The organism is Variovorax sp. FW301-JW7, assembly GCF_058788795.1.
The window spans coordinates 583,986-596,387 of the sequence record NZ_JBYTBC010000001.1 but is presented as its reverse complement, the minus strand read 5'-3'; the positions used below and the strand labels follow the sequence as shown (position 1 = coordinate 596,387).

Sequence of the window (12,402 nt, the reverse complement as noted above, 5' to 3'; positions counted from 1 at the left end):
GCGTGCGGCTGGTGCCGGTGCGTCAGGCGACTTCAGCCACCGATTGTGCGCTGCGCGCGCCCCGGCCTCTGGCCCGTTGTACCCCCGACACGATCGCCTTCAGCGAGGCCGAGATCACGTTCGCATCGATACCGACGCCGAACAGGGTCTGCGACTCGTCGACGCGCAGTTCGAGGTAGGCCACCGACTTGGCATCGGCGCCCGCACCGATGGCGTGCTGGTGGTAGTCCATGACGCGCACCGTGTGGCCGGTGGCCTGGCTCAGTGCCTGCGTGAAGGCGTCGATCGGGCCGTTGCCGCGGCCTTCGATGGCGCGCGTTTCACCGTCCCAAGGCAGGTCGCCGCGCAGCACCACCGTGGCCTCGGCGCCCTCGCCTTCTTCCTGGATCACGCGATGCTGCAAGGCCTTGGCGGTCTCGATGCCGTATTCGTTCACGAAGATCTGCCAGAGGTCGGCGGCGGTGAGTTCCTTGCCGCCCACGTCCATCACGCGCTGCACGACCTGCATGAATTCCATCTGCAGGCGGCGCGGCATCTCGAGGCCGTACTCGCTCTCGAGCAGGTAGGCCATGCCGCCCTTGCCCGACTGGCTGTTCACGCGGATCACGGCTTCGTAGCTGCGGCCCACGTCCTTCGGGTCGATGGGGAGGTACGGGATGTCCCAGATGTCGCCGTCCTTGCGCGCGGCGAACGCCTTCTTGATCGCGTCCTGGTGCGAGCCCGAGAACGAGGTATAGACGAGGTCGCCTACATACGGATGGCGCGGATGTACGGGAATCTGGTTGCAGTGCTCGACCGTGGCACGGATCTCGTCGATGTTCGAGAAGTCGAGTTCGGGCGAGACGCCCTGCGTGTAGAGGTTGAGCGCGACGTTCACGAGGTCGAGGTTGCCGGTGCGCTCGCCGTTGCCGAAGAGGCAGCCTTCGATGCGCTCGGCGCCCGCCATCAAGGCCAGTTCACCGGCCGCCGTGCCGGTGCCGCGGTCGTTGTGCGGGTGCACGCACAGCACAATCGAATCGCGACGCTCGAGGTTGCGGTGCATCCACTCGATCATGTCAGCGAAGATGTTCGGCGTGGAATGCTCGACCGTGGTGGGCAGGTTGACGATGCACTTGCGTTCAGGCGTGGGCGCCCAGACCGCGGTGACCGCATCGACCACGCGCTTGGAGAAGACCACGTCGGTGCCCGAGAACATTTCGGGCGAGTACTGGAAGGTCCACTTCGTGTTCGGCTGCTTTGCGGCGAAGTCGTTGAACATGCGGGCATGGCTGCTCGCGAGTTCGACGATCTGGTCTTCGTCCATGCCGAGCACCACGCGGCGCATCACGGGCGCGACGGCGTTGTAGAGGTGAACGATGGCACGCGGCGCGCCCTGCAGCGCTTCGAAGGTGCGTTCAATGAGGTGGTCGCGCGCCTGCGTGAGCACCTGGATCGTCACGTCGTCGGGAATGCGGTCTTCCTCGATGAGCTTGCGCACGAAGTCGAATTCGACCTGCGACGCCGAGGGAAAGCCGACTTCGATTTCCTTGAAGCCGATGGCCACGAGGGTTTCGAACATGCGCATCTTGCGCGCGATGTCCATGGGTTCGACCAAGGCCTGGTTGCCATCGCGCAGGTCCGTCGACAGCCAGATCGGGGCCTTGGTCAGCACGGCATCGGGCCAGGTGCGGTCCTTGAGACCGATCGGGGCGAATGCGCGGTATTTGGCTTGAGGTTGCTTGAGCATGTCGATTTCTCTGTGATGGTTGGAACTCAACCAGCAACCCCAAAAGACAAACGGCCCGTTGCTGGTGCGAACGGGCCGTGATGAAGGATTAGCGCGTGCGCTACCGTCTCCGCCCGTGAGGGAGGGCTAGTAGGGCCAGCAGCGAAAACTTGGTCATGAGGGTTGCGAATGTAGCACAGCCTTCGCGGGCCTGTGAAGGCCCGGGACTTCAGTTGTGCAGCCCCCGCTCGTCGGGCTCTTCGGTCGAGGTGCTGATCACGCTCACCGGCTGGCCCTTGGCTTTGCGCCATGCGTACACCACGTAGCCGCTCAGGCCATAGGCCACGAAGAGGCTGAACAGCACCGTCGGCGGATGGATGTTGATGACCGCGATGCCCAGCGCGATCAGCACGATCACGACGAAGGGCACGCTCTTCTTCATCTGGACGTCCTTGAAGCTGTAGAACGGCGCATTGGTGACCATCGAGAGTCCGGCATAGAGCGTGAACGCGAAAGTGATCCACGTGATCTGCGTCCACGAGAGATACAGCACTTCGCCGCCGCGCTTGCCCCACTCGGTCATGAGCCAGATGAAGCCGGCCACGAGCGCCGCCGCCGCTGGCGACGGCAGGCCCTGGAACCAGCGCTTGTCGACCACGCCGGTGTTGACGTTGAAGCGCGCAAGCCGCAGTGCCGCGCAAGCGCAGTACACGAAGGCGGCAATCCAGCCCCAACGTCCCAGCCCCTTGAGCGACCACTCGTACGCGATGAGCGCGGGCGCGGCGCCGAACGACACCATGTCGGACAGCGAGTCCATCTGCTCGCCGAACGCGCTTTGCGTGTTGGTCATGCGCGCGACGCGGCCATCGAGGCTGTCGAGGATCATCGCGGCGAACACGCCGAGCGCCGCGAGGTCGAAGCGCGCGTTCATGGCCATCACGACCGAGTAGAAGCCGCCGAACAACGCCGCCAGCGTGAACAGGTTCGGCAGGATGTAGATGCCCTTGCGACGCTTGCGCGGCTGCACATCGTCGGGGAGCGTGTCGTCATGCATTGAAATGGCCTCCGTCCCTCGTGGGAACTGCCCGATCAGCTATCCATTCGATAGCGTCTTGGTCTGTGAATCGCATGCTTCGCAGTGTAGTTCAGGGGACCTGTGCGCTCCCCTTCAAACAAAAGGGCCACCGCGACGGGTGGCCCTCCGAAACAGGGTGCCGAAGCACCCTGTTGGCTCTTGCCTCTGAAGATCAGTTCCGGGTCTGGTCGACCAGCTTGTTCTTCTTGATCCAGGGCATCATCGCGCGCAGCTTTTCGCCGACGACTTCGATCTGATGCTCGGCGTTCAGGCGACGGCGGCTGATCAGCACCGGCTGGCCGGCAGCAGCTTCGAGCACGAAGCTCTTGGCGTATTCGCCGGTCTGGATGTCCTGCAGGACCTTCTTCATGGCCTTCTTGGTCTCGTCGGTCACGATGCGCGGGCCCGTGACGTACTCGCCGTATTCGGCGTTGTTCGAGATCGAGTAGTTCATGTTGGCGATGCCGCCTTCATAGATCAGGTCGACGATCAGCTTCAGCTCGTGCAGGCATTCGAAGTACGCCATTTCAGGCGCGTAGCCGGCTTCCACCAGCGTTTCGAAACCAGCCTTGATCAGCTCGACCGTGCCGCCGCACAGAACCGCTTGTTCGCCGAACAGGTCGGTCTCGGTTTCTTCGCGGAAGTTGGTCTCGATGATGCCGGCCTTGCCGCCGCCATTGGCGGTGGCGTAGCTCAGCGCGAGGTCACGCGCCTTGCCGCTCTTGTCCTGGTGCACCGCGATCAGGTGCGGCACGCCGCCACCTTGCGTGTACGTGCCGCGCACGGTGTGGCCCGGGGCCTTGGGAGCCACCATCCACACGTCGAGGTCGGCGCGCGGCTGCACGAAGCCGTAGTGCACGTTGAAGCCGTGCGCGAAGACGAGCGAAGCGCCTTCCTTGATGTTCGGGGCCACGTCGTTCTTGTAGACGGCGGCGATCTGCTCGTCGGGCAGCAGGATCATGACGACGTCGGCCGACTTCACGGCGTCAGCGACTTCAGCGACCTGCAGGCCGGCCTTGCCGACCTTGTCCCACGAAGCACCGCCCTTGCGCAGGCCGACCACGACCTTGACGCCGCTGTCGTTCAGGTTCTGCGCGTGCGCATGACCTTGCGAGCCGTAACCGATGATGGCAACCGTCTTGCCCTTGATGAGGCTCAGGTCCGCGTCCTTGTCGTAATAAACCTTCATGATGTTCTCCAGATAGATATGCGAGTTGCAGTGTGTTGTTGTGCCGTTCGTCCTGAGCCTGTCGAAGGGCTCAATGCAGTCCCCGCTTGCGCGGAGGCTTCGACAAGCTCAGCCCGAACGGGCAACGACTGAGCTCCGAATCATGGTGTCAGACCCGCAGGATGCGTTCGCCGCGTCCGATGCCGCTGGCGCCGGTGCGAACCGTCTCCAGAATGGCACTGCGGTCGATCGCTTCGAGAAAAGCGTCGTTCTTGCCGTGATCGCCGGTGAGCTCGATGGTGTAGCTCTTGTCGGTCACGTCGATGATGCGACCGCGGAAGATTTCCGCCATGCGCATCATTTCCTCGCGTTCCTTGCCCACCGCACGCACCTTCACCATCATGAGCTCGCGCTCGGTGTAGGCACCTTCGGTCAGGTCGACCACCTTCACGACCTCGATGAGGCGATTCAGGTGCTTGGTGATCTGCTCGATCACGTCGTCCGAGCCGGTGGTGACGATGGTCATGCGCGAGAGGCTTGCGTCCTCGGTCGGCGCCACGGTCAGCGATTCGATGTTGTAGCCACGGGCCGAAAAGAGGCCCACCACGCGGGAAAGAGCACCCGGCTCGTTTTCCAGCAGCACTGCAATGATGTGTTTCATGTTGGCGTGACTCCTCTTTTCGCCTACGCGGAAGCTTTCGCTTTCGCCGCCCTCCTCCGTGCACGGTAATGCGCGGGCTCGGCGGGCAATAGATTCGTCAGTAAAAAGTTGAACGAACGAACGTTCCGGATCAGAGATCTTCGGAACCCAGCAGCATCTCGGTGATGCCCATGCCGGCCTTGACCATCGGGAACACGTTCTCGGTGGGGTCGGTACGGAAATCCATGAACACCGTGCGGTCCTTGAGCTTGCGCGCCTCACGCAGCGCTGGCTCCACGTCTTGTGGACGCTCGATCAGCATGCCGACGTGGCCATAGGCCTCAGCGAGCTTCACGAAGTTGGGCAGCGCGTCCATGTAGCTGTGGCTGTAGCGGCCGGAGTATTCGATCTCCTGCCACTGGCGCACCATGCCCAGGTAGCGGTTGTTGAGCGAGCAGATCTTGATCGGCGTGTTGTACTGCAGGCAGGTGGAGAGCTCCTGGATGCACATCTGCACCGAGCCTTCGCCGGTGATGGTGAACACTTCCGAGTCGGGCTTGGCGAGCTTGATGCCCATGGCGTAGGGGATGCCCACACCCATGGTGCCCAGGCCACCCGAATTGATCCAGCGGCGCGGCTCGTCGAAGCGGTAGTACTGGGCAGCCCACATCTGGTGCTGGCCGACGTCCGACGTGATGTACGTATCGGCGTCCTTGGTCATGTTCCAGAGCGTTTCGACCACGAACTGCGGCTTGATCACGTCCTTGTTGTCGCGGTCGTACTTGAGGCAGTCGCGCGAGCGCCAGCTTTCGATGGTCTTCCACCAGTCGGCCAGCGCGCCAGCGTCGGGCTTGGCGGTGCTCTCGCGGATCATCGAGATGAGCTCGGTGAGCACGTCCTTCACGTCGCCGACGATCGGAATGTCGACCTTCACGCGCTTGGAGATGCTCGACGGGTCGATGTCGACGTGGATGATCTTGCGTTCGTTCTGCGCAAAGTGCTTCGGGTTGCCGATCACGCGGTCGTCGAAGCGCGCGCCCACGGCCAGCAGCACGTCGCAGTTCTGCATCGCGTTGTTGGCTTCGATGGTGCCGTGCATGCCCAGCATGCCCAGGAACTTGCGGTCGCTCGCCGGATAGGCGCCCAGGCCCATCAGCGTGTTCGTGACCGGGTAGCCCAGCATGTCGACCAGCGTGCGCAGCTCGTTCGTGGCATTGCCCAGGAGCACGCCGCCGCCGGTGTAGATGTAGGGACGCTTGGCCGCCAGCAGCAGTTGCAGCGCCTTGCGGATCTGCCCGCCGTGGCCCTTGCGCACCGGGTTGTACGAGCGCATCTCGACCTTGTCGGGATAGCCGCTGTACGGGACCTTCTTGAAGGAGACGTCCTTCGGCACGTCCACCACCACGGGGCCAGGACGGCCGCTGCGTGCGATGTGGAAGGCCTTCTTCATCGTCATGGCCAGATCCTTCGGATCCTTGACGAGGAAGTTGTGCTTGACGATGGGGCGCGTGATGCCGACCGTGTCGCATTCCTGGAAGGCGTCGAGGCCGATGGCGGCCGTCGGCACTTGGCCGGAAATGATCACCATCGGGATCGAGTCCATGTACGCCGTCGCGATGCCGGTGACCGCATTGGTCAGGCCGGGACCCGAGGTGACCAGTGCCACACCGACTTCGCCAGTGGCGCGCGCATAGCCGTCGGCTGCGTGCACGGCGGCCTGCTCGTGGCGCACCAGCACGTGCTGGATGGTGTCCTGCTTGTAGAACGCGTCGTAGATGTAGAGAACCGCGCCGCCGGGATAGCCCCAGACGTACTGAACGCCTTCGGCCTGCAGTGCCTTGATCAGCACTTCAGCGCCCATGAGTTCTTGCGTTGTGTTGCCGGCGCCAGAGGACGCGGCTGCTGCGGAAGCGAGTTCCGCCTTCGAGATTTCCATGATCAACCTTTGTGTTTTTTCGGGAACGAAAAACCTTGGGTGCCCCTTGCCAGCCCTTGTGGGGCCGCGCCAGGACTTGAGGCCAAAGCCATGAGCGGACTGATGTTCCGCCGGACCGTGACCCGTTTGCCTTTTGACTTGCAAGGCGGATTATGACACTACCGGCGCGTTCAGACTCGCTTCAGGTGCCCTGTCTTGGCACAAAGGCATAATCCGCGGCATAAAAACATGAGCGTTCGCCAAACATCCTCCCCACGCGGCGCGTCCCGCCGCCCCCTCTCATTTGGCTACTGAACACGAACTCTCCGACTTCCTGAAAAGCGTCGAACGACGGGCCTTCAAGCGCTCGGTCTATCACGTGCGGGACGAAGAAGCGGCCCTGGACATCGTGCAGGACAGCATGATGAAGCTGGCGCAGCACTACGGCGACAAGCCTGTCGAGGAACTGCCGATGCTGTTCCAGCGCATCCTGTCGAATTGCACGCTCGACTGGTTCCGCCGCCAGAAGACCCGCCGCGCCCTTTTCTCCAACCTCAGCGACTTCGAACCGGCCGATAACGGCGAGGATTTCGACCTGCTGGAGAACTTTGTCTCGCCCACCGACTCCAGAGAATCGGAGAGCGCCGAAGACACCACCCGCCGCAGCCAGGTCTTTCACGAAATCGAAGAACAGATCGCGGCTTTGCCCGGCCGTCAACGCGAGGCTTTCCTGATGCGTTACTGGGAGGAAATGGACGTCGCAGAGACGGCCGCCGCGATGGGCTGCTCCGAGGGCAGCGTCAAAACCCATTGTTCGCGAGCCGTCCACGCTCTGAGCAAGGCGCTCAAAGCCAAGGGAATATCGCTATGAATACCAAGGTTCCAACCTCTCAATCCAACGCTGCAGAAGATCGCTTCGGCCAACGGCTGGCGGCCCGACTGTCGGACGGCAATCGAGCGTTGCCGCACGACATCAGCGAACGCCTGCGCGTGGCTCGCTCGCAGGCCGTGGCTGCGCGCAAGCTGGCCCCGCAGCTGCGCACGGCGCCCGTCGCGGTCCAGTCGGGCCACACGGTCACGCTGGGCGGCAGTTGGTGGACCCGCATCGGTTCCGTAGTGCCCTTGATCGCCCTGGTGGCCGGCCTGATCACCATCAGCGTGATGCAGGACGACGACCGCGCCAGCGAACTCGCCGAGGTCGACTCGGCCCTGCTGACGGGCGACCTGCCGCCCGCCGCCTACACCGATCCCGGCTTCGCCCAATTCCTGAAGTCCGACAGCGCCTCCGACTGAACACCTTGCCCGACCGAATGCGACGCCGCTCCGTTTCCCGTGCGAAAGCCCTGCTTCCGTTGCGCCCGCTCCCGGCGGGCGCCGTCGTTTGGGCGGGTGCGCTGGCAGCCGCCGTCTTCGGCCTGACACTGGCCGATGCTCAGACGCTGCCCGAAGCCACCAAGCCCGCCACGCACGCCGCAGGCACCAATGGCGCAGCAAGCCCCAAGGGCGTCGCCACCACGACCAGGCCCCTCTGGAGCGACCTGAGCACCGAGCAGCAATACGCCCTGAAGCCGCTGGCCTTGCACTGGAACACGCTGAACGTCGGTCAAAAGCGCAAATGGCTGGCCCTGTCGCGCAACTACACGAACATGCCCGCCGACGACCAGGTCACGCTGCACAGCCGCATGATCGAGTGGGCGGCACTGAGCAACCAGCAGCGCACCCAGGCCCGCCTGAACTTCGCCGAGGTCAAGCGGGTTCCCGCCGACGAGCGCAGGCTCAAGTGGGAGCAGTACCAGGCGCTGAGCGAAGAAGAAAAGCGCAAGCTCGCCGAGCGCGCACCGCCCAAGCCGCGCGGCGCCGCCGTGCCGGTGCGCCCGGTTTCATCGCAAAAACTCGTGCCCGTGCCGGCCGTCACGCCGCCCGGACAGCACACGCCCCGCATCGTGCCGGCCACGCTCCCCACGCCCGTGCCGCCGCCGGCGGCCGTCGTGGTGAGTTCGCCGGCAACGTCGCCCGCAGCAACGGAACGCGCGCCCGCACCGACCAGCACCGTCGTCGCCCCGGCCGCCTCCACGCCGAACGGCGTCACGCCTCCCCCGGTGCCCGCCGAAGCGCAGGTGCCGGCGCCGTCCTCCGCTCCCTGACAAGATGTCGATGGTTTCCAGTTCTCCCGAGACCTCGGGTCCCGGCCAGTCGGCCTCGCCCCTTCCCACCGCAGCCGGCCACGGCGTCTCGCCGGCCGTGCCCGGCCTCTGGCGTCGCATGGCCTGCTGGCTTTATGAAGGCATGCTGCTGTTCGCGGTCGTGTTCGTGTCCGGCTGGCTGTTCAGCACGCTGGGCCAGATGCGCGACGCCATGGACGAGCGGCGGCACCTGCTGCAGGCCTTTCTCTTCGTGGTGTTCGGCGTCTACTTCGTGTGGTTCTGGGCCAAGGGCCAGACGCTGGCCATGAAGACCTGGAACATCCGCATCGTCGACCGCCAGGGCCAGCCCGTCAGCCAGGGCCGTGCGCTGGCGCGCTACCTGCTGAGCTGGGTGTGGTTCCTGCCGCCGCTGGCCGCCATCGCCCCGTTCAAGCTGTCCGGCGGCGAATCGACCGTCCTGATCTTCGGCTGGGTTGCCGTCTGGGCGCTGCTGGCCCGTTTTCACCCCGAGCGCCAGTTCTGGCACGACGCCTGGGCCGGTACGCGGCTCATCACCTCCAAACCGATGAGCCGCCAATGAGTGCCTTGCCCGACCCCGCCGTGAACCCGCAAAAGGCCCGCAAGGGCCTCGAGCGCGTCTGGCATGCCACGCTGATCTCGCTGTACGGCCTGCGTGCCGGCTGGACCGAGCCGGCGTTCCGCCAGGAGGCCATCCTGTCGATGATCATGATCCCGGCCGCCTTCTGGCTGGGGCGTAGCTGGGTGGAGGTGGCGCTGCTCGCCGGCAGCGCCGTCCTCGTGATGATCGTCGAGCTGCTCAACACGGCGGTGGAAGCCGCCATCGACCGCATCGGCCCCGAGTGGCACGACCTCTCCAAGCGCGCGAAGGACATGGGCAGCGCCGCCGTCCTGCTGTCGCTCACGCTGTGCGGCGGCATCTGGGCCGCAGCCCTGTGGCAACGCTTCATGTCATGAGCGGGTCTGCCGCCTGCGGCATGATCGCAGGATGACTCCAGAATTTTCGATTTGCGTGTATTGCGGCTCGCGCCCCGGCGAGCGCCCCGAGTTTTCCCAGGCCGCCCAGGCCGTGGGCCAATGGATCGGCCAGAACGGCGGCCAGCTGGTCTACGGCGGTGGCCGCACCGGCCTGATGGGCACGGTGGCCGAGGCCACCCGCCAGGCCGGCGGGCGCGTCGTCGGCATCATTCCCAAGGCTCTGGTCGACAAGGAACTGGCCAACCCCCTGTGCGACGAGCTGCACGTCGTCGACACCATGCACGAGCGCAAGGCCATGATGGGCGAGCGCGCCGACGCCTTCCTCGCGATGGCGGGCGGCATCGGCACCTTTGAAGAACTGTTCGAGATCTGGACCTGGCGCCAGCTCGGCTACCACGACAAGCCGACCGGCATCCTCAACACCGCCGGCTACTACGACGGCCTGCTGAGCTTCCTGGCGCACAGCGTGCGCGAGGGTTTCATGGGCGAATGGCAGATGGACCTGGTCCGCACCGGCACCGACGTGCCCGAACTGCTGACAGCACTGCGCGCCGAAGTCCCCCTGCACCCCCGCGACGACAAGCTGTCAGAAAACCTCTGACCGGAACGGGCCCCTGCCCCATTCCAGCGAACACCGAGGAACCGGCTTCGCCGGGCCTCTGGTGTTGCCCCCGGTAGGGGGTTGGCGAAGCGACACGAAGTGCGCGCAGCCTGGGGGCGAGCTTTTAAACTGCGTTTTCGTTTTCTTCGCCGGTGCGGATGCGCACGATGCGCTCCACCTCGGTCACGAAGATCTTGCCGTCGCCGATCTTGCCGGTGCGCGCCGAGCTCACGATGGCCTCGATGCAGCGCTCCACGTCGCTCTCGTTGACGACGACTTCGACCTTCATCTTGGGCAGGAAGTCGACCACGTACTCGGCGCCGCGGTACAGCTCGGTGTGGCCCTTCTGGCGGCCGAAGCCCTTGACCTCGGTCACCGTGAGGCCGGTGACACCCACCTCGGCGAGGGCTTCGCGCACGTCCTCGAGCTTGAAGGGTTTGACGATGGCGGTGATCTGCTTCATGGTTTTTGTGCTCCGGCGGTTTCGTTGAACTTGCTGGTGATAGGGTAACGCCAATCCTTGCCGAAGCTTCGGTGGGTGACCCGGATGCCTACGGGCGCCTGGCGCCGCTTGTATTCGTTGATCCTGATGAGCCGCGCAACCCGCTCGACCACCGCGCGGTCGTAGCCCGCGGCAATGATCTCGTCGATGCCTTCATCGTCCTGCATGTAGCGTGCCAGGATGCCGTCCAGTACGTCGTAGGGCGGCAGGCTGTCCTGGTCGGTCTGGTCCGGGCGCAGCTCGGCGCTCGGGGGGCGCGTGATGATGCGTTCGGGAATCGGCGCCGCCCCGGTGCCGTACGGGTCGTGGGCATTGCGCCAGCGCGCCAGCGCGAACACCGTGGTCTTGAGCAGGTCCTTGATGACCGCGAAGCCGCCCGCCATGTCGCCGTAGAGCGTGCAGTAGCCGGTGGCCATCTCGCTCTTGTTGCCGGTGGTCAGCACGATGGCGCCGAACTTGTTCGACAGCCCCATGAGCAGCGTGCCGCGGATGCGGGCCTGGATGTTCTCCTCGGCCGTGTCTTCCGGCCGGCCCGCGAACTCCCCGGCCAGTGCGGCCTTGAAGGACTCGAAGGTGTGCTTGATCGAAATTTCGTCATAGCGCACGCCCAACCGGCCGGCCATGTCGCGCGCATCGATCCAGCTGATGTCGGCCGTGTAGGGCGACGGCATCATCACCGCGCGGACCTTGTCCTTGCCCAGCGCGTCGACCGCGATCGCGAGCACCAGTGCCGAGTCGATGCCGCCCGACAGCCCCAGGATCGCGCCCGGAAAACCGTTCTTGCCGATGTAGTCGCGCACGCCGAGCACCAGCGCGTCCCACAGCTGCGCCTCGGCGTCGCGTGGCGCGGCAATGGCCGACGGGTCGGCCACGACGGCGACACCGCCCTGCGCCCCGCGCGCGAGCTCCATGAAGACCAGCCGCTCGCGAAAGCTCTCGGCCTGGGCAGCCAGCGCGCCATCGGCCTGCAGCGCGAACGAGGCGCCGTCGAACACCACCTCGTCCTGCCCGCCCACCAGGTGCGCGTAGACCAGCGGCAGGCCCACGGCGCGTGCGCGGTCGGCCATGCGCGCCACGCGCTCGCCTTCCTTGCCCACGTGGTACGGCGAGGCGTTGATCACCGCCAGCACCTCGGCGCCGCCGGCGCGCGCCAGCTCGGCCGGCGCGTCGAACCAGGCGTCCTCGCAGATCAGCAGGCCGACCGACACGCCGCCCGCCTCGAACACGCAGGTGCCCTGCCCCGGCGTGAAGTAGCGGCGCTCGTCGAACACCTGGTAGTTCGGCAGTTCGCGCTTGGCGTAGGTCTCGAGGATGCGGCCTTCCTTGAGGACGCTGGCCGCGTTGTGGCGCAGCTGCACGGCCACGGATCGGCTGCGCAGGCTGCCGCCGCTGGGATGCCCCACCACCACAACCATGTCTTTGAGGTCGGCCAGCGCGGCGGCGATGCCTTTCACGGCATCATCACAGGCTTCGGTGAAGGCGGGACGGAGGAACAGGTCCTCCGCCGCATAGCCGGCAATCGAGAGTTCGGGTGTCAGCAGAAGGCGCGCGCCTTGCGCGTAGGCCTCGCGTGCGGCGCCGACGATCTTCTGCGCATTGCCGACGAGGTCGCCCACCACAAAATTGAGTTGCGCGATGGCGAGCTTGAGCGTCATA

At 65.2% G+C, this 12,402-nt stretch carries 13 protein-coding genes; 6 read left to right on the top strand and 7 right to left on the bottom strand.

The annotated features are described in order from the left end of the window. Positions 1–22 precede the first annotated feature (22 nt). The 5 genes from leuA to AC3WQM_RS02565 all read right to left on the bottom strand — a co-directional run bounded on the left by leuA (position 23) and on the right by AC3WQM_RS02565 (position 6,524). On the bottom strand, positions 23–1,726 hold the full coding sequence (gene leuA / locus AC3WQM_RS02585; RefSeq protein ID WP_492676832.1) for a 2-isopropylmalate synthase: 1,704 nt from the start codon (positions 1,724–1,726) through the stop codon (positions 23–25). A gap of 208 nt (positions 1,727–1,934) precedes the next feature. After that, a complete protein-coding gene (pssA, locus tag AC3WQM_RS02580) occupies positions 1,935–2,759 on the bottom strand; it encodes a CDP-diacylglycerol--serine O-phosphatidyltransferase (RefSeq protein ID WP_056580207.1) in 825 nt (274 codons plus the stop codon). A gap of 193 nt (positions 2,760–2,952) precedes the next feature. Then, positions 2,953–3,969: a ketol-acid reductoisomerase gene (gene ilvC / locus AC3WQM_RS02575; RefSeq protein WP_062478069.1), complete on the bottom strand. Its 1,017-nt coding sequence runs from the start codon at positions 3,967–3,969 to the stop codon at positions 2,953–2,955. Between the two features lie 148 nt (positions 3,970–4,117). Next, a complete protein-coding gene (gene ilvN / locus AC3WQM_RS02570) occupies positions 4,118–4,609 on the bottom strand; it encodes an acetolactate synthase small subunit (protein WP_013540983.1) in 492 nt (163 codons plus the stop codon). A gap of 130 nt (positions 4,610–4,739) precedes the next feature. After that, positions 4,740–6,524 (bottom strand): acetolactate synthase 3 catalytic subunit, encoded by a 1,785-nt coding sequence (locus AC3WQM_RS02565; RefSeq protein ID WP_492676831.1) that lies wholly within the window; start codon positions 6,522–6,524, stop codon positions 4,740–4,742. 283 nt (positions 6,525–6,807) lie between these two features. Between AC3WQM_RS02565 and AC3WQM_RS02560 the strand changes: the two genes are divergently transcribed. The 6 genes from AC3WQM_RS02560 to AC3WQM_RS02535 are packed head-to-tail and all read left to right on the top strand — an operon-like array spanning position 6,808 to position 10,244. Continuing rightward, positions 6,808–7,374, top strand: a complete 567-nt coding sequence (locus AC3WQM_RS02560) for an RNA polymerase sigma factor (protein ID WP_489061480.1) — start codon at positions 6,808–6,810, stop codon at positions 7,372–7,374. After that, the gene (locus tag AC3WQM_RS02555) at positions 7,371–7,796 is read left to right on the top strand and encodes a DUF3619 family protein (protein ID WP_492676830.1); all 426 of its coding nucleotides are present in this window, start codon (positions 7,371–7,373) and stop codon (positions 7,794–7,796) included. Before AC3WQM_RS02560 ends, AC3WQM_RS02555 begins: the two co-directional genes overlap by 4 nt. A gap of 17 nt (positions 7,797–7,813) precedes the next feature. Next, a complete protein-coding gene (locus AC3WQM_RS02550) occupies positions 7,814–8,647 on the top strand; it encodes a DUF3106 domain-containing protein (protein ID WP_492676829.1) in 834 nt (277 codons plus the stop codon). Between the two features lie 10 nt (positions 8,648–8,657). After that, positions 8,658–9,227: an RDD family protein gene (locus tag AC3WQM_RS02545; protein WP_492676828.1), complete on the top strand. Its 570-nt coding sequence runs from the start codon at positions 8,658–8,660 to the stop codon at positions 9,225–9,227. Beyond that, positions 9,224–9,622 (top strand): diacylglycerol kinase, encoded by a 399-nt coding sequence (locus AC3WQM_RS02540; RefSeq protein WP_492676827.1) that lies wholly within the window; start codon positions 9,224–9,226, stop codon positions 9,620–9,622. Before AC3WQM_RS02545 ends, AC3WQM_RS02540 begins: the two co-directional genes overlap by 4 nt. 31 nt (positions 9,623–9,653) lie before the next feature. Further along, entirely contained in the window at positions 9,654–10,244 is a 591-nt protein-coding gene (locus tag AC3WQM_RS02535; protein ID WP_492676826.1) for an LOG family protein, read from the top strand. Positions 10,245–10,368: 124 nt separating this feature from the next. Here AC3WQM_RS02535 and AC3WQM_RS02530 read toward each other — a convergent pair whose 3' ends face one another. Beyond that, a complete protein-coding gene (locus AC3WQM_RS02530; protein ID WP_056580191.1) occupies positions 10,369–10,707 on the bottom strand; it encodes a P-II family nitrogen regulator in 339 nt (112 codons plus the stop codon). Further along, the gene (locus AC3WQM_RS02525) at positions 10,704–12,401 is read right to left on the bottom strand and encodes an NAD+ synthase (protein WP_492676825.1); all 1,698 of its coding nucleotides are present in this window, start codon (positions 12,399–12,401) and stop codon (positions 10,704–10,706) included. Before AC3WQM_RS02525 ends, AC3WQM_RS02530 begins: the two co-directional genes overlap by 4 nt. Position 12,402 lies beyond the last annotated feature (1 nt).

Coding starts and splice junctions, on each gene's coding strand:
- leuA (WP_492676832.1), bottom strand. CDS start 1,726: ATGCTCAAGCAACCTCAAGCCAAATACCGCGCATTCGCCCCGATCGGT.
- pssA (WP_056580207.1), bottom strand. CDS start 2,759: ATGCATGACGACACGCTCCCCGACGATGTGCAGCCGCGCAAGCGTCGC.
- ilvC (WP_062478069.1), bottom strand. CDS start 3,969: ATGAAGGTTTATTACGACAAGGACGCGGACCTGAGCCTCATCAAGGGC.
- ilvN (WP_013540983.1), bottom strand. CDS start 4,609: ATGAAACACATCATTGCAGTGCTGCTGGAAAACGAGCCGGGTGCTCTT.
- AC3WQM_RS02565 (WP_492676831.1), bottom strand. CDS start 6,524: ATGGAAATCTCGAAGGCGGAACTCGCTTCCGCAGCAGCCGCGTCCTCT.
- AC3WQM_RS02555 (WP_492676830.1), top strand. CDS start 7,371: ATGAATACCAAGGTTCCAACCTCTCAATCCAACGCTGCAGAAGATCGC.
- AC3WQM_RS02550 (WP_492676829.1), top strand. CDS start 7,814: ATGCGACGCCGCTCCGTTTCCCGTGCGAAAGCCCTGCTTCCGTTGCGC.
- AC3WQM_RS02545 (WP_492676828.1), top strand. CDS start 8,658: ATGGTTTCCAGTTCTCCCGAGACCTCGGGTCCCGGCCAGTCGGCCTCG.
- AC3WQM_RS02540 (WP_492676827.1), top strand. CDS start 9,224: ATGAGTGCCTTGCCCGACCCCGCCGTGAACCCGCAAAAGGCCCGCAAG.
- AC3WQM_RS02535 (WP_492676826.1), top strand. CDS start 9,654: ATGACTCCAGAATTTTCGATTTGCGTGTATTGCGGCTCGCGCCCCGGC.
- AC3WQM_RS02530 (WP_056580191.1), bottom strand. CDS start 10,707: ATGAAGCAGATCACCGCCATCGTCAAACCCTTCAAGCTCGAGGACGTG.
- AC3WQM_RS02525 (WP_492676825.1), bottom strand. CDS start 12,401: ATGACGCTCAAGCTCGCCATCGCGCAACTCAATTTTGTGGTGGGCGAC.